The organism is Streptomyces sp. NPDC127100 (assembly GCF_042724095.1).
GTDB lineage: Bacteria > Actinomycetota > Actinomycetes > Streptomycetales > Streptomycetaceae > Streptomyces.
Map to the genome: position 1 here is coordinate 81,868 of NZ_JBHXFL010000026.1, position 17,182 is coordinate 99,049.

The 17,182-nt window shown below is 75.6% G+C and carries 18 protein-coding genes; 11 read left to right on the plus strand and 7 right to left on the minus strand.

Annotated elements, in window-relative coordinates; all coding sequences use genetic code 11:
- Positions 1–55 precede the first annotated feature (55 nt).
- Entirely contained in the window at positions 56–1,744 is a 1,689-nt protein-coding gene (locus tag ACFWJB_RS22680) for a DNA alkylation response protein (protein ID WP_386924351.1), read from the plus strand.
- 93 nt (positions 1,745–1,837) lie between these two features.
- Complete coding sequence (locus ACFWJB_RS22685; protein ID WP_386924353.1) at positions 1,838–2,992, plus strand: WD40/YVTN/BNR-like repeat-containing protein; 1,155 nt, start codon at positions 1,838–1,840, stop codon at positions 2,990–2,992.
- A gap of 89 nt (positions 2,993–3,081) precedes the next feature.
- On the opposite strand, the gene ACFWJB_RS22690 is transcribed toward ACFWJB_RS22685, so the two are convergent.
- Positions 3,082–3,759: a uracil-DNA glycosylase gene (locus ACFWJB_RS22690; RefSeq protein ID WP_385464051.1), complete on the minus strand. Its 678-nt coding sequence runs from the start codon at positions 3,757–3,759 to the stop codon at positions 3,082–3,084.
- A 150-nt stretch (positions 3,760–3,909) separates the two neighbouring features.
- Here ACFWJB_RS22690 and ACFWJB_RS22695 point away from each other — a divergent pair, with 150 nt between their 5' ends.
- Together ACFWJB_RS22695 and ACFWJB_RS22700 are read left to right on the plus strand one after the other, a co-directional pair.
- On the plus strand, positions 3,910–4,908 hold the full coding sequence (locus ACFWJB_RS22695) for an N-acetylglucosamine kinase (protein ID WP_386924356.1): 999 nt from the start codon (positions 3,910–3,912) through the stop codon (positions 4,906–4,908).
- 137 nt (positions 4,909–5,045) lie between these two features.
- The gene (locus ACFWJB_RS22700) at positions 5,046–5,969 is read left to right on the plus strand and encodes a sirohydrochlorin chelatase (protein WP_385464057.1); all 924 of its coding nucleotides are present in this window, start codon (positions 5,046–5,048) and stop codon (positions 5,967–5,969) included.
- Positions 5,970–6,063: 94 nt separating this feature from the next.
- On the opposite strand, the gene ACFWJB_RS22705 is transcribed toward ACFWJB_RS22700, so the two are convergent.
- On the minus strand, positions 6,064–7,098 hold the full coding sequence (locus ACFWJB_RS22705) for a lactonase family protein (RefSeq protein WP_386924358.1): 1,035 nt from the start codon (positions 7,096–7,098) through the stop codon (positions 6,064–6,066).
- Positions 7,099–7,224: 126 nt separating this feature from the next.
- Positions 7,225–8,715 carry an FUSC family protein gene (locus tag ACFWJB_RS22710; protein WP_386924360.1) on the minus strand — a complete coding sequence of 497 codons (1,491 nt, stop codon included), beginning with the start codon at positions 8,713–8,715 and terminating at the stop codon, positions 7,225–7,227.
- 204 nt (positions 8,716–8,919) lie between these two features.
- On the opposite strand from ACFWJB_RS22710, the gene ACFWJB_RS22715 reads away from it, so the two are divergent.
- Together ACFWJB_RS22715 and ACFWJB_RS22720 are read left to right on the plus strand one after the other, a co-directional pair.
- Positions 8,920–9,396, plus strand: coding sequence for an Lrp/AsnC family transcriptional regulator (locus ACFWJB_RS22715; protein WP_386924383.1), 477 nt, complete (start codon positions 8,920–8,922; stop codon positions 9,394–9,396).
- A gap of 92 nt (positions 9,397–9,488) precedes the next feature.
- On the plus strand, positions 9,489–10,229 hold the full coding sequence (locus ACFWJB_RS22720) for a DUF4142 domain-containing protein (protein WP_385464066.1): 741 nt from the start codon (positions 9,489–9,491) through the stop codon (positions 10,227–10,229).
- 28 nt (positions 10,230–10,257) lie between these two features.
- Here the strand turns inward: ACFWJB_RS22720 and ACFWJB_RS22725 are convergent, their stop codons facing one another.
- Positions 10,258–11,034 (minus strand): LysR substrate-binding domain-containing protein, encoded by a 777-nt coding sequence (locus ACFWJB_RS22725; RefSeq protein ID WP_386924362.1) that lies wholly within the window; start codon positions 11,032–11,034, stop codon positions 10,258–10,260.
- Between the two features lie 58 nt (positions 11,035–11,092).
- On the opposite strand from ACFWJB_RS22725, the gene ACFWJB_RS22730 reads away from it, so the two are divergent.
- Positions 11,093–11,503: a DUF5997 family protein gene (locus ACFWJB_RS22730; RefSeq protein WP_386924364.1), complete on the plus strand. Its 411-nt coding sequence runs from the start codon at positions 11,093–11,095 to the stop codon at positions 11,501–11,503.
- A gap of 31 nt (positions 11,504–11,534) precedes the next feature.
- Here the strand turns inward: ACFWJB_RS22730 and ACFWJB_RS22735 are convergent, their stop codons facing one another.
- The 3 genes from ACFWJB_RS22735 to ACFWJB_RS22745 form a co-directional block, all read right to left on the minus strand.
- On the minus strand, positions 11,535–12,026 hold the full coding sequence (locus ACFWJB_RS22735; RefSeq protein ID WP_385467174.1) for a DUF1360 domain-containing protein: 492 nt from the start codon (positions 12,024–12,026) through the stop codon (positions 11,535–11,537).
- Positions 12,027–12,148: 122 nt separating this feature from the next.
- Positions 12,149–12,535, minus strand: a complete 387-nt coding sequence (locus tag ACFWJB_RS22740) for a DUF2267 domain-containing protein (protein WP_385467177.1) — start codon at positions 12,533–12,535, stop codon at positions 12,149–12,151.
- Positions 12,501–13,691 (minus strand): galactosyldiacylglycerol synthase, encoded by a 1,191-nt coding sequence (locus tag ACFWJB_RS22745; protein WP_386924385.1) that lies wholly within the window; start codon positions 13,689–13,691, stop codon positions 12,501–12,503. Before ACFWJB_RS22745 ends, ACFWJB_RS22740 begins: the two co-directional genes overlap by 35 nt.
- A gap of 254 nt (positions 13,692–13,945) precedes the next feature.
- On the opposite strand from ACFWJB_RS22745, the gene ACFWJB_RS22750 reads away from it, so the two are divergent.
- The 4 genes from ACFWJB_RS22750 to ACFWJB_RS22765 form a co-directional block, all read left to right on the plus strand.
- Positions 13,946–14,797 (plus strand): SDR family NAD(P)-dependent oxidoreductase, encoded by an 852-nt coding sequence (locus ACFWJB_RS22750; RefSeq protein WP_385467180.1) that lies wholly within the window; start codon positions 13,946–13,948, stop codon positions 14,795–14,797.
- Positions 14,798–14,813: 16 nt separating this feature from the next.
- A complete protein-coding gene (locus tag ACFWJB_RS22755) occupies positions 14,814–15,740 on the plus strand; it encodes a DMT family transporter (protein ID WP_386924367.1) in 927 nt (308 codons plus the stop codon).
- A 56-nt stretch (positions 15,741–15,796) separates the two neighbouring features.
- The gene (locus ACFWJB_RS22760) at positions 15,797–16,579 is read left to right on the plus strand and encodes a polysaccharide deacetylase family protein (RefSeq protein WP_386924387.1); all 783 of its coding nucleotides are present in this window, start codon (positions 15,797–15,799) and stop codon (positions 16,577–16,579) included.
- A gap of 51 nt (positions 16,580–16,630) precedes the next feature.
- Positions 16,631–17,182 (plus strand): trehalase-like domain-containing protein (locus ACFWJB_RS22765; RefSeq protein WP_386924369.1); only part of this gene is annotated, 552 nt, incomplete at its 3' end.

A 17,182-nucleotide genomic window follows, 5' to 3' on the forward strand; every position in this document is an offset into this window, starting at 1 on the left:
CGCGCGGACTGTTGCACTATTGCTGCGGTTGTAGGGATGATGCAACACTCATCCCATGACGACACTCGCGCAGGAGCCGTACGAGCACGAGGGAACCGCGGACCGACCCGTGGGGTACGCCACGCACGACGTCGTGAACCAGCCCCCACCCGCGGCGCCGTACGACGCGTCCGAGGACGCGGCCCTGCTGGAGGGGCTGCGGCGGGAGGGCGCGGGCTGGGCCGAGGAAGGGCTGCGGCGGCTCGGCCTGCGGGCCGGCAGCGCCCAGGCGCAGGAGTGGGGCGAGCTCGCCAACCGCCACGAGCCCGTACTGCGCACCCACGACCGCTACGGGAACCGCGTCGACGAGGTCGAGTACCACCCGAGCTGGCACCACCTGATGAGCGTGGCGGTCGGCGAGGGCCTCGCCGCCTCGCCCTGGGCGGACGACCGGCCGGGCGTCCATGTGGCGCGGACCGCGGGCGGACTGGTCTGGGGGCACACCGAGGCCGGACACGGCTGCCCCACCTCCATGACGTACGCGGCCGTGCCCGCGCTGCGCCGGCAGCCGGAGCTCGCGAAGGTCTACGAGCCGCTGCTGACGAGCCGGGAGTACGAGCCGGGACTGCGTACGCCGGCGGAGAAGCGGGGCCTGCTGGCCGGCATGGGGATGACCGAGAAGCAGGGCGGCTCGGACGTCCGGACCAACACCACCTCGGCCGCCCCGACCGCCGAACCCGGCGTCTACACGCTGCGCGGGCACAAGTGGTTCACCTCGGCCCCGATGTGCGACGTGTTCCTGGTGCTGGCCCAGGCGCCCGGCGGACTCTCCTGCTTCCTGGTGCCGCGGGTCCTGCCCGACGGGACCCGGAACACCTTCCGCATCCAGCGGCTGAAGGACAAGCTCGGCAACCGGTCCAACGCCTCCTCGGAGCCGGAGTTCGACGGGACGGTCGCCTGGCTGGTGGGACCCGAGGGCCAGGGCGTCAAGACGATCATCGAGATGGTCAACTGCACCCGGCTCGACTGCGTGATGTCCTCGGCGACGCTGATGCGCAAGACGCTCGTCGAGGCCGGTCACCACGTACGGCACCGCAGCGCGTTCGGCGCCCGGCTGATCGACCAGCCGCTGATGCGCAACGTCCTGGCCGACCTGGCGCTGGAGTCGGAGGCCGCGACGACCCTCACGCTGCGGCTGGCCGGTGCCGCCGACCGGGCGGTGCGCGGGGACGCCGGGGAGGCGGCCTTCCGGCGGATCGCCACCGCCGTCGGCAAGTACTGGGTGACCAAGCGGGGTCCCGCGTTCACCGCGGAGGCCCTGGAGTGCCTGGGCGGCAACGGCTACGTGGAGGAGTCGGGCATGCCCCGCCACTACCGGGAGGCACCGCTGCTGTCGATCTGGGAGGGCTCCGGGAACGTCAACGCCCTCGACGTCCTGCGAGCGCTCGGCCGCTCGCCGGAGACCGCGCACGCCCTCTTCGGGGAACTGGCCCTCGCGCGCGGGGCGGACGCCCGGCTGGACGCGGCCGTGGCCCGGCTGGAGACGGGGCTGACCACGGCGTCCGAGACCGGCGCCCGCCGCCTGGTGGAGCTGATGGCCCTCACCCTCCAGGCGTCCCTGCTGGTCCGGCACGCCCCGCCCGCCGTCGCCGACGCCTTCTGCGCGAGCCGGCTGGGCGGCGACTGGGGCCACGCCTTCGGCACGCTGCCGGACGGTGCCGACCTCGGCGGCATCCTGGGGCGGGCTCTGCCGGGCGACGGCTGAGCGGCGTCGCCCGGGCGGGGCGCCCGGGCACCTCGCCGGACCCGACACCACCGCCGCGACCTGGGGCGGAGCCCTTTCCGGAGGTGACTGTCAGTGGCGGGGTGCAGACTGGCCGGTGTCCGGGACGAAGGCGTCGACGACGACGCCGCGGAGGTGATCGGCATGACCGAGGTTCTGCTCGCCGTGGGCACCCGCAAGGGCCTGTTCATCGGGCGCCGGCGGGGTGGCACCTGGGAGTTCGACGAGAGTCCTTACTTCAACGCACAGGCCGTCTACTCGGTCGCCGTCGACACCCGCGGCGACACCCCGCGGCTGCTGGCCGGCGGCGACAGCGCGCACTGGGGCCCGTCGGTGTTCCACTCCGACGACCTGGGCCGGACGTGGACGGAACCGGCGCAACCGGCCGTCAGGTTCCCGCAGGACACGGGTGCCTCACTGGAGCGCGTGTGGCAGTTGCACCCGTCGGCGGCGGAGCCGGACGTGGTGTACGCGGGCACGGAACCGGCCGCGCTGTACCGCTCGGAGGACCGCGGGGTGAGTTTCGAGCTGGTCCGGCCCCTGTGGGAGCACCCCACGCGGTCGCGGTGGGTGCCGGGCGGCGGAGGTGAGGGGCTGCACACCGTGCTCACCGACCGGCGGGACCCCCGGGCGGTGACGGTCGCCGTGTCCACCGCCGGCGTCTTCCGCACCACCGACGGCGGTGCGAGCTGGGCGCCGTCCAACTCGGGTGTCTCCGCGGTGTTCCTGCCGGACCCCGACCCGGAGTTCGGCCAGTGCGTGCACAAGGTCGCGCGGGACGCGGCCACCCCGGACCGGCTGTACCTGCAGAATCACTGGGGGGTGTACCGCAGCGACGACGCGGGCGGGCACTGGACGGACATCGGCGAGGGGCTGCCGTCCACGTTCGGTTTCGCGGTGGCCGCCCATCCGCACCGCGGCGACACGGCGTACGTGTTCCCGATCAACGCCGACGCGGACCGGGTCCCGGCCGACCGCCGCTGCCGGGTGTTCCGCACGGCCGACGCAGGCAAGAGCTGGGAGCCGCTGACGGCGGGGCTGCCGCGGGAGGACCACTACGGCACGGTGCTGCGCGACGCGCTGAGCACCGACGACGCGGACCGGGCAGGCGTCTACTTCGGCAACCGCAACGGCGAGGTGTTCGCGTCGGCCGACGACGGGGACAGCTGGCGGCAGCTGGCCTCGCACCTGCCGGACGTGCTGTGCGTCCGGGCCGCGGTCGTCGGCTGATCCGCCCCCGCCGGTGGACCGGCGTCCCTCCGCTCACGGCGGGGGGCGCCGGCTCCTGACGTCCTCGCCGACACGGGCCGCCGACGGTCCTACGGCAGCCGCCAGTCCACCGGCTCGGCTCCCTGCCGCGCCAGCAGGTCGTTGGCCCGGCTGAAGGGGCGGGAGCCGAAGAAGCCGCGGTCCGCGGACATCGGCGAGGGATGCGCCGACTCGATCGCCGGGTAGCCCTCGAGCAGGGGGCGCAGATTGCGCGCGTCCCGGCCCCACAGGATGGACACCAGCGGCGTGCCCCGTGCGGCGAGGGCGCGGATGGCCTGCTCCGTGACCTCCTCCCAGCCCTTGCCGCGATGGGCCCCCGGCTTGCGCGGGGCCGTGGTCAGCGCCCTGTTCAGCAGCAGCACGCCCTGGCGGGTCCACGGGGTCAGGTCACCGTTGGAGGGCCTGGGCAGGCCCAGGTCCGTGTGCATCTCGCGGTAGATGTTCTCCAGGCTGCCCGGCAGCGAGCGCACCTCGGGCGAGACGGCGAAGCTCAGGCCGATCGCCATCCCCGGTGTCGGGTAGGGGTCCTGACCGACGATCAGGACCCGTACGTCGTCGAAGGGCTGCTGGAACGCCCGCAGGACGTTCGCCCCCGACGGGAGGTACGTCCGGCCCGCCGCCACCTCGGCGCGCAGGAAGTCCCCCATGCCGGCGATGCGTCCGGCGACCGGGTCCAGGGCCTTCGCCCAGCCGGCTTCGACAAGTTCGTGCAACGGTCGTGGTGCCACGCTGCGTCACTCTACTGGCCGACACGGACAGTCAGTACCGGCGGCCCGTCACCGGGGTGCGCCGCGTCACGTGGCGCTATTCTTCCTCCTCGTCGAGGCCGGCCGGCGGCGAAAGAGCCCGCCCGGCCGGTCGACGTGAGGGGGAACGTGGTGCGTACTGCGCCCGGTGCCGTGGCCGGTTGCGGATTCCTGGCCGTGGACTCCGGCGGTTCCGGACTCCGCGTCGTCGTCGGCGCCGCCGACGGGCGCGGTCCGCTGGGGCGGCGGGCGTCGCGGGAGCCCGTGCGCACCGGGGCGCGCGGCATCGACCCCGGTCACCTGCTGGAACAACTGGTGCCCATGGCACGGTCGTTGACCGAAGAGACCGGTGTGGGCGAGATCGGCACGGTCGTGGTCGGGGCCGCCGGTATGGCCACCCTGGGCGACGCCCTGCGCGCCGAACTGCCGGCCGGGCTGGGCCGGGAGCTGGGCGCGCGGAAGGTCGCGCTCGCCGCCGACGCCGTGACCGCGTACGCGGGCGCCCTGGGCCCCCGTGCCGGGGCCGTGGTGGCCGCCGGTACGGGGCTGATCGCGATCGGCACCGATCTGGCCCACTGGCGCCGGGCGGACGGCTGGGGACATCTGCTCGGCGACTGCGGCAGCGGCGCCTGGATCGGGCGGGCCGGCCTGGAGGCGGCGTTGCGCGCCCACGACGGAAGACAGGACGGTTCCGCCCTGCTGCTGGCCCGCGCCGAGGAGCGGTTCGGTCCGGCCGCGGGGCTGCCCGGGGCGCTGTATCCGCGCACCGACCGCCCGGCGGTCCTCGCCTCCTTCGCGCCCGAGGTGGCCGCCTGCGCGGACGGCGACCCGGTCGCCCGGGGCATCCTGCGCGCCGCCGCCGGGCACATGGCCGACTCGGCCGCCGCGGTGTGCCCGCCGCTGGGCACGCCGCGGATCGCCGTCACCGGCGGCCTGCTGAAGCTGGGCGACCCCCTGGTCGTGCCGCTCGGGGAGGAGCTGGAGAAGCGGCTGCCGCATGCCCGGCGGGTGGCGGCCGAGGGCGATCCGCTGGACGGTTCCGTGCGCATCGCGACCGACCTGGCGGCCGATTCCCTCACCCTTCCGGGCGACGAACGGCTGCTGTGCGTGACGACGGTGCGGGGCGGCTGACAACAGCCCTTCGGGGAGGGGAATCGTACCGATGTCTTCCGATCCGTACATCACTCATCAGACAAAACAGGACGGATACCGCTCACCCGCACCCTCCCCGAACAGGGAAGCCCAGGAAACCAGTAACATGCGGCGCCATGAGCTCCCCCACTGGGCCCGCGTCCGGCCTGCCAGTACGAATGCCGCGCCCCCGCCAGCCCGGGCGGCACCGCCGACCCGAGCCCCTGGTGGCTCCCGAGGGCGCGCCCGCCCTCGTCCTCGCGGTGCCGGGCACGCCCAGTAGCGCCACCCGGGGCCTCGCCGAGGAGATCGTGAGCATCGCCCGCTCCGAGCTGCCCGGCATCGACGCCCGCATCGGATACCTCGACGGCGACGACGAGGAGTTCCTGTCGCTGTCGACCGTGCTGGTACGCGCCGCCGAGGAGCGCACCGCCCGCTACGAGCAGGCGCGCGCCGCCGGCCTCGAGGTGCGGGAGCCCGAGGGCCCCGTCGCCGTGGTCGTGCCGCTGCTCGCCGGCCCGGACGGCGCGCTGCTGCGCCGGATCCGGCAGGCCGTCATGGACAGCCGGATCGCGGCCGAGCTGACCGACGTGCTCGGCCCGCACCCGCTGCTGGCCGAGGCGCTGCACGTGCGGCTCTCCGAGGCCGGTCTGGCCCGTGCCGACCGCGCCCGCCTGTTCACCGTGGCGACCGCCGCGGACGGCATCGTCCTCGCCTCCGTCGGCGGCGACGAGGCGGTCCAGGCGGCCGGGATCACCGGCATGCTGCTGGCCGCGCGCCTCGCGGTGCCGGTGATGGCGGCGGCGCTCGACCAGGAGGGCTCGATCGCGTCCGTGGCCGAGCAGCTGCGCTCCTCGGGCTCGCAGCAGCTCGCGCTGGCGCCGTACCTGATCGGCCCGGAGATCGACGCGGCCCTGCTGGAGGAGGCGGCCAGGGAGGCGGACTGCTCCACCGCCGAGCCGCTCGGCCCCTACCCGGCGATCGGCAAGCTGACGCTGGCCAAGTACACGACGGCACTGGGCATCTCGCCGCAGCAGCCGCAGGGCACGCCGGTCCGCTGAGGCGGACGGCACCCGCACCACCGAGCACGTACGGCCGAAAGGGCCCGCCTCCCACGGGAGCGGGCCCTTCGCCGTGCCGTACGGCGGCGGCAGGTCAGCCGAGGACCACGCAGGACGCCGCCGGCACCGCGAGCGAGCCGACGCGGCCGGGCATGCCGGTCGCCGGGTCGAGCGCGAACCACGTGACGTCTCCGGAGCGTTCGTTCGCCACGTAGAGGAAGCCGTCCGACACGGCGATCGCCCGCGGCCAGTGGCCGCCGCAGGGGACGGTGCCGGTCAGCCGGAGCCTGCCGGGTTCGACGGCGAGGACGGACAGCACGTCCTCCCCGCGGGTCGCGGTCCACACGAAGCGTCCGTCGGGCGAGACGGCGATGCCCGACGGGTAGGCGTCGCCGGCCGGGACGCCGGGCAGCGCCGCGACCTCGGTGAGCGGCCGCAGCGTGCCGTCGGCGGCGTCCCACCGGCAGACGGTGACGGTCGGGGCGAGTTCGTTGGCCACGTAGGCGTGGCTGCCGTCCGGGTGGAAGGCCAGGTGCCGGGGTCCCGAGCCGGGGCGCAGCGCGATCTCCCGGTGCACGGCCGGGGCACCGTCCCTCAGGGTGCAGACCCGCACCGAGTCGGTGCCGAGGTCGACGCTGACGGCCCACCGCCCGCTGGGGTCGGGCTGCACCTGGTGGGCGTGCGGTCCCTGCTGGCGCTGGGCGTGCGGGCCGGATCCGGTGTGCCGGAGCACGCCGGACGCGGAGCGGGCGAGGGAGCCGTCGGAGCGGACCGGCACGGCGGTGACGCTTCCGGAGCCGTAGTTGGCGGTGAGGACGTGCCCGGCGAACAGGCTGAGGTGGGTCGGTCCGTCGCCCCCGACCGGTACCGGCCGCCCGGCCGGCTCGGGCTTGTCCGTGCCGACGCGGTACGCGGCCACGGCCCCCTCGGCGGTCTCGCTGACGGCGTAGAGGGTGCCGCCGTCGGGAGCGAGGGCCAGGTAGGACGGGTCGCGGACGCCGTTCAGACTGCTCAGGACCTTCAGCGCGCCCTCGCCGGGCGTGACGGCCGCCGTCACGATCCCGGGGCCCCCGGCCGCCGTGAACGATCCGATGAACGCCCGCCGCTGCCGCCTGCCGCCGTCCGCCATCGCTGACCCCTCTCGTCCCGTGCCGCGCCGGGCACCGCGTCGGGTGCCGACCGGTCGTCCGCCCCGGGGCGACGGTAGCAGTCGATCACTCGCGGTCTAGACCAAACGACTGGCGCGTGACGGGGGTCAGGCCCCGACCAGCGGGGAGCCGGAGGGGCTGCGCAGCGGCGCGGCGAGTTCGGTCAGGGCGCGCTCCAGACCGTGCAGGTGGGCGAGCGCCGGTTCGGCGGCGAGCGGCCGCTCCTGGTGGGCGGGGACGGCTCCACCGCCGGTCAGCGCCTCGACAGCGGTCTCGACCCGCCAGCAGGCGGCGGCCAGCCGGGCGTCGTGCGAGGCCTCGGGATCGGCGGCGACGGCGACCAGGCCCCGGATCTCCCGGGCGCAGTCGTCGAGCAGGGCGAGCACGCGCCGGGCGCGGCGCTTGCGGCCCCGCACGGGGTTGAGCGGGTGCACGAGCGGGGCGACCGAGAGCCGGACCCGGCCGAGCAGCTGCTCCAGTTCGGCCACCCGCGGCGCCGGGTCGGCGTCCTCCGTGCCGGCGAGGCGGGCGGCGGCCTCGGCGGTGCAGGCGTGGACGCAGCGCAGGGCCCGCTGGATCCAGGCGTCGGTGACGGCGTGGGTGGTGACGGGCAGGACGAAGAGCACCGCGAGGACGGCACCGAGCGCGCCGACACCGGTCTCGGCGACCCGCACGGCGAGCAGGCCCGGGCCGAGGACGCCGAGCAGGCCGTAGAGCAGCTCGGCGAGCACCGTCACGCAGAGCATCATCCAGGTGTAGGACACCGCGGCGGAGTAGAAGATGCCGAAGACGCAGGCGGCGGCGAGCACGGCCGTGGGCACCGCGGCCCCGGCGGCCGGAACGGCGATCAGGAAGCCGATGCCGATGCCGACGACCGTGCCGAGCACCCGCCGGAAGCCGCGGACCAGGGTGTCACCGCGCGAGGTGGTGTTGACGAAGACCCACCAGGTGGCGCCGACGGCCCAGTACCAGCGGTCGCCGGACACCAGCTGGCCCACGACCAGGGCGAAGCCCGCGCCGGCCGTGGCCTGAACGGCCTGGCGGGTGGTGATGCGGGCGAGCCCGGTGCCTCCGGGCGGGGCGGGAACGGCGGCCGGCGGCAGGCGGCGCTCGTAGCACCACAGGCCGAAACGGACCGCCGCGGCGGTGGCCACGGACAGCAGGACGGCGGCGAACATCTCGGGCAGCCGGCCCGTGGTCGCGTGCAGGAACTGGGCGATGAAGAAGGTCATGAAGGCGAACACGCCGAGGCTGTGACCGCGCGGGCCCCAGCGCCGGGCGTACACGCCCGCGCCGACCACGGCGAGGAAGGCCAGGTCGCGGAGCACGGGGTGACCGTGCAGTCCGGCCGCGGCGGTCAGCACGGGCAGTCCCGCCACCGGCAGGAGTGCGGTGGTCACCGCCTGACCGCGGACGGTGGCGTCGGTGACGGTGAACAGGGCGAGCAGCGCGGCGAGCCCGCCGATGACGGCACCCACGAGGGAGATGCCCGCCATGCCGCAGACGGCCACGGCCGCCCCGATGCCGACGACGGCCCGCGCGGCGAAGCGCAGCCGCACCCGCCCCGGATCCGGGCTCACGAACACCCTCTTCAGCACTGACCGCCCCCTCGCACACTGGTCCGGACATCACCGGCATGAAAAAGGCGCCGCGGGATCCGCAGCGCCATCGACCCCTCCATATCAGCATCCCTTCCACCAGTGGCTCAACTGCCGCTCCTGGAACTGGGCCATTGGTACAGTGATCACGGCATGTTCACGGCCACCCAAGAGCCATTGGCCGACGAGAGGAGCCAGGACGCCATGGCCGTCGACGAACTCGACACCCGCATCCTGCGTCTGCTGCTGGAGCAGCCGCGCACCAGTGTCCGGGAGTACGCCCGCGTCCTCGGGATCGCCCGCGGGACGCTCCAGGCTCGTCTGGACCGTCTGGAGCGCGACGGCGTGATCACCGGCGCCGCGCCGTCCCTCTCCCCCGCCGCGCTGGGGCATCCCGTGCTCGCGTTCGTGCACATCGAGGTCACCCAGGGTCATCTGGACGAGGTGGGCGAGGCGCTGGCCGCCGTGCCGGAGATCGTCGAGGCCTTCTCGATCACGGGCGGCGGGGACCTGCTGACCCGTGTGGTGGCCCGGGACAACGCGCACCTGGAGGACGTGGTCCAGAAGCTGATCAGCCTGCCCGGCGTGGTCCGCACCCGCAGCGAGGTCGCCCTGCGCGAGCGCGTCCCGCACCGCCTGCTGCCGCTGGTGGAGTCGATCGGGCGCGCGGCGCGGAAATGAGCGCGCGAGCTTTCTGCCCGATGCGGTGATCAGACCGCCGTCCGCGTCCGTATCTCCTGGTGTCCGAGCCTGTCGTCGCCCCAGGAGGCACGATGCGCATCACGCGCACCACAGCAGGGACGGCCTTCGTGGCCGCTTCCCTGGTCCTCACCCTCACCGCGCTCGCCTACCCGACCATGCTCGGCGTGCGGAACGCGGGCAGCGACCAGGCACGCGTCGTCACCAACACCCGGTACGGGCCGCTCACCGAGGCCGACCGGGACTTCGTGGTGAAGGTCCGTGCCGCCGGGCTGTGGGAGCATCCGCTCGGGCTGCTGGCCATGGAGCGGGGGACGACACCGGAGATGAGGGAGGCCGGCGAGCACCTGGTCGTCGGCCACTCCCGGCTGGACGCGACGTGCCGCCGGATCGCTCCCGAGCTGGGCATCACCCTGCCCAATCTCGCGTCCCCCCAGCAGCAGCAGTTCGTGTCGACGGTGGGCGGGACCACGGGCAGGCAGTTCGACACCACCGCGGTCAACATCATGCGCGTCACGCACGGCCAGATCTTCCCGGTGATCGCCAAGGTCCGCGCCAACACCAAGAACTCCCTGGTGCGGCAGCTGGCGGACCAGGCCAACGACACGGTCCTGGATCACATCACGGTGCTGGAGAGGACCGGCCTGGTCAACTTCGACCAGGTCAACTTCCAGCAGTCGGCCCCGCCCGGCCTGCCCAAGGTGCAGCTCACGCCGCCGGCCCCGCAACCGGGCGAACCGGTGCTGTCCCTCACCGAGCCGCCCGGCCTGGACGTCGAGACGGCGGCTCCGACGCCCGGTCCCACGGTCCGCTGACCCGGGCGCCGCCCGGGCCGGCGGCGTCTCACCTGCCGCGGGGTTTGCCCCTCCGGGCACCCTTGGCGTTGCCGGCGGAGCCGCTCCGCGAGCCGCCGGCCCGCTTCCCGGCCCCCTGCTTCTTCGCCGGCGCCGGCGTGCGCCGCGCCGAGGCCGTACCGGTGCGCTCGTCCTTCCCCTGGGCCGGGGCGGGCCGCCGGCCGCGGGTGCTGTTGACGGTCCTGCCGCGGACGATCCCGATGAACTCCTCCACCAGGTCGGTGTGCGCGTCCTCCGGCCACGACAGGGCAACGCCCGACGCGGGGGCGTCGGTGACCGTCCGGTGGGTGAGGTCCTTGCGGTGGTGCAGGCGGGCCAGCGACAGGGGGACGACGAGGACGCCGATGCCGGCCGCCACCAGTTCGACGGCGTCCGCGGTGGTGGCGGGACGCTCGAGAGCGGGGCGGCCGGGCGGCCGGTCCCAGCCGAGCACGTCGTCGAGGGGGTGCAGGACGATCTCGTCGGCCAGGTCCTCGAGGGTCAGCTCGTCGGCCGCGGTCACCAGGTGGTCCTTGGGGACCACCACGACCGTGGTCTCGGTGTAGAGGGGGATCGCGCTGAGCACGCCGCGGTCGACGGGCAGCCGCACCAGTCCGGCGTCCGCGTCACCGCCCAGCAGCGCACCGCCCGCCCCGGCGGCGGTCACCTGGACCAGGGACAACGGGACGCCGGGCAGCCGCTCGTGCCAGATGCGCACCCACTTGTCGGGTGTCACCCCCGGGACGTACGCGAGCCGGAACGAGGGGGGTTCTTCCGAGCCTGTCACCAGGCCAGGTTACCGGGCGTGGTCGGGAGCCGCTCACACGCTCGATACCCTTGACCCCATGACGTCGCACCAGAACACCCAGACCATGAAGCCCGCGACCGCGGCGAAGAAGCTGGGTGTGTACCTCGAGGCCACACCCGCCGAGTTCCGGGAGGGCGTCGTCACGCGCGCCGAGCTGAACGCGCTGCAGGCCGAACCGCCGGCGTGGCTGCGCGAGCTGCGCCGGGACGGGCCGCACCCGCGGCCGGTGGTGGCGGCCAAGCTGGGCGTGTCCATCGCGGGCCTGCGCCGCGGCGGGGTCGACGAGCCGCTGACCACGGAGCAGATCGACGCGCTCAAGCAGGAGCGTCCCGAATGGCTGGAGCGGGAGCAGGCCGTCCAGGCCGACGTCCGCAAGGAGACCGCCCGCGTGAAGCAGCTCCACGCGGAGCGCGCGGAGCGGGCGGCGGAGCGCGCCGAGCGCGGCTGACCGCCCGGGGACGCGGGAGTCCCCCGGGGCTTCAGCCCTCGGCCTTCTGCTCGGTCAGGCTCCACGCGTACTGAAGCCAGTCCGACAACGCGACGGCGCTCAGGCCCGCGCTGAGCATCCGGCCGGCCCGGGGAGCGACCGCGTAGGTGCCCACCAGTCCGCCGGCCACCCAGGCCGAGGTGCAGAAGGGGCAGGACACCAGGTCGCCGACGGCGCGACGCAACCCGCTGCCCCGCGGAGCGTCCATCACCTCGCCGGCCTCGCTGTCGCGTTCCCGGCGGGTGAACGGCGCGCGCACGAAGCTGGTGACCTTGTCCTTGGTCAGCAGCCGGGACGCCTTGAACGTCGCCGTCCCCAGCAGGGCCACGTCCCACGGCGGGACGGTGTCGGGCAGCCGGACTCCGCGACGCCACGCCACCGCGGCGAACGTTCCGACGGCGGCCGCGAACGTCGTCGCGAGCGTCGCGTATCCCTTGAGCGGAGTGTCCTCGTCGGCGCCGTAGCGCTGCTCGTCGTCCGTCATGAATGCCTCCCGTTGGGCGGCCACCCCGGGGCCGCCTCGTCGACGGGGGATGAGTGCCCTGTTCCGGCCGTGTGCAACGCGGTGGGCGCCGACCGCGTCGCACACCGACGCGGATCCTCGCGTCAGCCCGCCGCGGGACCTCCGAAGAGGTCGGCGCAGTCGGCCGGCAGCGCCTTGCGGAGGCCGTCGGCGGTGTCGCCGGGCACGGCTTCGACGAGGGTGGAGAGCACCGCGCCCGCGTCCCATTCCGCCGTGCGCGGCCGGGCGCCGGTCTGCTGGGCCACGCGACTCAGGAACTCCTCGCGGCCGAAGGTCTCGGGGTGGCCCCGTTCCAGGCGCAGCGCGTCGTCCAGAGGCGCCGGCAGGTGCGCGGCCAGGGCCGCGGCCTCCTCCGGCGCCACCCGGGACGCGATCACCCACAGCACGGCCTTGGTGACCTGCTCGGCCTCCTCGTCACCGTGGTACTCCCCGCGGTCACGGACCCGGGTCAGGAACTCGTCCAGCCGCACGGCGCCGCCTCCTTCCGCCGGTTCTCGCGTCCGGCCCGGGTGCCCCCGGCCCGGGCGGGGGAAACGGGCCCGCGCCGGTCCGGTCCCACCGGTGCGCACGCGACGCGTCGGCCGCGTCGGTCACCAGGGTCACGGCGTCGTCCCCGAACAGCGCGCGTCCGGCGGCGATCCGCTCCCGCCGGGCCGGGCCCGGGGCGGTCAGCCGCCGCAGCGCCCCGAGCAGCGCGGCGTTGTCCTCGGCGGCCTCCGACACGCCCAGTGCGGCCATCCGGCGGACGCCGTCCGCGCCGTGGCCCGGGATGGGGCGGTGCCCCACGACCGGCAGTCCCGCGGCGAGTGCCTGGACGGCGGTCTGGCCGGCGGCGTTGTCCACCAGGGCGCGCGCGGCGTGCAGCAGTCCGGGCATGTCGGTCACCCAGCCGAGGGCGACGACGCCCGGGAGGCCGGACAGCTCACGGCGCAGCCGCGCGTTGCCGCCGCAGAGCACGACCGGGAGGAAGCCGTGGTCCGACAGCAGCCGGACGGTGGCGCCCAGGCGCGAGCCGACTCCCCAGGCACCGGCGGACAGCACGACGGGGGCCCGCCCGGGGCCGTGCCGGTCGAACAGCCGGCGCCACTCCTCCGCCCCGGGCGCGTCGGCGAAGAACTCCGGGGCCACCACTGGGCCGCACGTCCCGGCGGGCCTGCCGGTGCCCCGCCGCGCCTCGCGCGCCGCGTCCTCCGTGAGGCACAGACAATGGTCGTTGCCGGGGTGGAGCCACTGCCGGTGGACGACGAAGTCGATCACGAGCACCACGCTGGGCACGGTCAGCAGGCCGCGGGCGCGCAGATGGCCGGTGAGCTGGGCGCCGAGGTGGAAGACGGGGACCACCGCGTCCGCTCCCGTGCGGTCGGCCAGCCGCCGCAGCCGGGAGCCGGCGAGCCGGGCCAGGGGCGTTCCGCCGGGCCGGCGCCCGTCGCCGGGGCGCAGGAACAGGCGGTAGAGGGCGGCGTACACCCAGGGGAAGTGCCGTACCGACCCGCGGTAGAAGAGCCGCAGGGCGCCGCCGAGGCCGTACGGCAGCAGCGCTAGGACGTCGACCACCAGGGCCTCTCCCCCGCGTGCCCGGATCCGGCGGGCCAGTTCGGTGGCGACCGTGTCGTGTCCGGCGCCCATGCTCGCGCTGAGCACCAGCAGCCGCCTGGTGTCGCGCGGGGCACGCACGGGTGCGGTTCGGCGGGAGGCGGATGAGCTGGAAGGATGCACGGCGGTCCAAGTTGCCCACCCCGGATGTTCCAAACCGTGGCACAAGCGGGCGTTTCGGACGTTCCGCCAGGGATACTCCGTGACCGCCCGTCCGGCCGGACACCGGAAGGCCGACCAGCCGGTCGGTCGCTTCCCGGCGCCCGCCCCGAGCCAAGGTGGTCCCCATGGTCGACGCGTACTCCCGCACCCGGTCCGCCCCCGGACCTCGGACCGCCGCACCCGACGCGGACCGCGCGAGGCCCCGCCGGCCGGTCCGCCAAGGGGGCACACGGACGCGGACGGCGCTCGTGACCGGGGCCTCCTCCGGCATCGGCGCGGCCGTGGCCCGCCGGCTGGCCGACGAGGGCGGCTGGCGGCTGGTGCTGAGCGGGCGCGACCCGTCCCGGCTGCGGGAGGTGGCGGAGGCCGCGTCGGCCGTCCCCTTCGCCGCGGACCTCACCCTGCCCGGCGCCGACCGGCGGCTCGCCGACTTCGCCCTGGCCACGGCGGGTCCGGTGGACCTCCTGGTGGCCGGCGCCGGGATCGGCTGGGCCGGCGAGTTCCGCGACATGCCGCCGCACCGCATCGACGAGGTCTTCGACATCGACGTGCTGGCCACGCTGCGGCTGGTGCGGCGGCTGTTGCCGGGCATGATCGAGGCGGGCTCGGGGCGGGTGGTGCTCATCGGATCGCTGGCCGGCTGCGTCGGGGTGCGCGACGAGGCCGTGTACTCCGCCGCCAAGGCCGCGCTGGGCGCCTTCGCCGACGCCCTGCGGTACGAGGTGCGGGGCACCGGGGTCGGAGTGACCCATGTGGTGCCCGGTGTCGTCGACACGCCCTTCTTCGAACGCCGCGGTGCGCCCTACCGGCGGTCCAGGCCGCGCCCGGTGCCGGCGGAGCGGGTCGCCGACGCGGTGCGCCGCGCCGTGGTCCGCGGCCGGGACGAGGTGTACGTGCCCGGCTGGCTGCGGCTGCCGTGCCGGGTCCGCGGCGCGGCGCCCGGACTGTACCGGCGGATGGCCTCCCGGTTCGGATGAGCGGGAGCCCGCCGCGGTGAGTGCCCTCACCGTCGTCCTCGCCCTGTTCGCGGCCCTGTCCAACGCTGCGGCGTCGGTGCTGCAGCGCCGGGCCGCGGCGCAGGACGAGGACCGGGCCGGTGCGGTCCACACGGTGGTGCGCTCGCTGCTGCGGCTGATCCGCGACCCGTTCTGGGTGGGCGGCGCGGCGCTGCTCGCGCTGACGACGGTGCTCCAGGCGGCCGCGCTGGCGGTGGGCAGCCTGGCGGTCGTCCAGCCACTGATGGCCAGCGAGCTGATGTTCACGCTGGTCGTCGGCAGCGTCGTCTTCCACCGGCGGCCCGACCCGCGGACCTGGCTGGCGTTCGTCGCCCTGGCCGTGGGGCTGGCGCTGTTCCTGGGCGCCGCGTCCCCGTCGGCCGGGCACGACACCGCGGCCCCGGGCCGCTGGCCCTGGGCTCTCCTGGTGCTGTTCTGCGTGGTGACGGGCTTCGCCGTCGTCGGCCGGCTGGTGCACGGAGCGCCCCGCGCCGCCCTGTTCGGGTCGGCGTCCGCGGTGGCGTTCGGCGGTACGGCGGCGCTGCTGAAGGAGGTCACCGGGCAGTTCCCGCAGGGGGCGGGCGCCGTACTGACGCAGTGGCCCCTCTACGCGACGGGAGCCGTCGGCGTGATCAGCTTCCTGCTCCTGCAGAGCGCGCTGCGGGCCGGGACCCTCGCCGCGTCGCAGCCGGCACTGACCCTCGGGGACGCGCTGACCAGCGTCGGCCTCGGCTGGGCCCTGTTCGGCGAGGAGATCGTCCTCGGCGTGCGGGTGGTGCCCGAGCTGATCGGCGTGGCGCTGATCGCGCTCGGCAGTATCGGGCTGGCCCGGGCGCCCTCGGTGCAGGGCGCCTGGGACGTCCCGCCGGCGGCGCGGGACGGACCGGGGAAGACGGGCCGACGACAGGAGCAGCAGAAGTCGTGACCACGGGGGCCGCCGGCACACCATGGGAGCACGGGACGGCGCGGGAGGCGGAGCGGATGCGGGACGGGACAGGGGCCTGGGCCCGGGCCGGCCGGGCGGCGTACGGCGTCGCGCCGGTGGCCCTCGTGCCGGCGGCCGCCGCGCTGGCCCACATCGGCCCGGCCGCGACCTGGCTGCCGGGTCTGCGCCGCCGCTGGCTCCCCGCGCTGGCCGGACAGGGCCGGCCCGACCACGTCGCCCTCACCTTCGACGACGGCCCCGACCCGGCGTCCACCCCCCGCTTCCTCGACGCGCTCGACGCGCTCGGCGTGCGGGCGACGTTCTTCGTACTGGGCGAGAACGTCGCACGGCACCCCCGGACGGCCCGTGAGCTGGTGGCACGCGGCCACGAACTCGGCGTCCACGGCTGGGCGCACGACCGGCCCTGGCTGCCGTCGCCGGCGCGGGACGCGCGCGAGCTGGTCCGGGCCGCCCGCTCGGTGGCCGAGGTCACCGGCCACGCGCCGCGCTGGTACCGGCCGCCCTACGGCATCCTCACCTCCGGCCGCTGGGCCGCCGCCCGGCGCGCCGGCCTGCGGCCGGTCCTGTGGACGGCGTGGGGGAGGGACTGGCGGCACGACGCCACCCCCGCCTCCGTGCGGGCTGCCGTCGCGGCGGACCTCGGCCCGGGCGGCACGATCCTCCTGCACGACACCGACCACGCCTCCGCGCCGGGCAGCTGGCGGGCCGCCCTCGGCGCCCTTCCGGAACTCGTCGCCGACTGCCGCGCGGCGGGCCTCGCGGTGGGGCCGCTGGCCGCCCACGGGGTGGGCGGGTTCCGGCGGCGCCCGTCCCGGTGACACCGGCGGCGGCACCGTTTCGGCCACCGGCGCCGGGATAGCCGTAGCGTCATGGAGCACCGCGCCGACCGGCCCGCGCAGGAGCCCGATCCGTCCTCTCCCCCCTGGGCGCTGCGCGACTACGCCGTGATCGCGGACGGGGAGCGCGGCGCGGTGGTGGACCCCCGGGGCGGGATCGTGTGGCTGTGCGCCCCGCGCTGGCACGACGACGCGGTGTTCTCCGCGCTCATCGGCGGCCCCGGGCACTTCACCGTCGGACCGGTGGACCCGTGGCACGTCTGGGGCGGCTCCTACGAGGAGGGCACGCTCATCCGGGTCAGCCGCTGGGTGACCCCCGACTGCGTGGTCGAGTGCCGCGAGGCCCTGGCCGTGCCCGCCCGCACGGACCGTCTCGTGCTGCTGCGCCGCATGCGCGCGGTACGGGGCGAGTCCCGGCTGCGGCTGGTGCTGGACGTGGGGGGGGGGGGGGGGCCCGGCCCCGCCCCCCCCCCGCCCACCGGCCCCCCGCGACTCGACGACGACGAGGCACGGCGCTGCCTGGACCTGCTGGAGCGGGCAGCGGGCGCTCATCGGTACGTGGTGGCCAGTGGCAGCCTGCCCGGT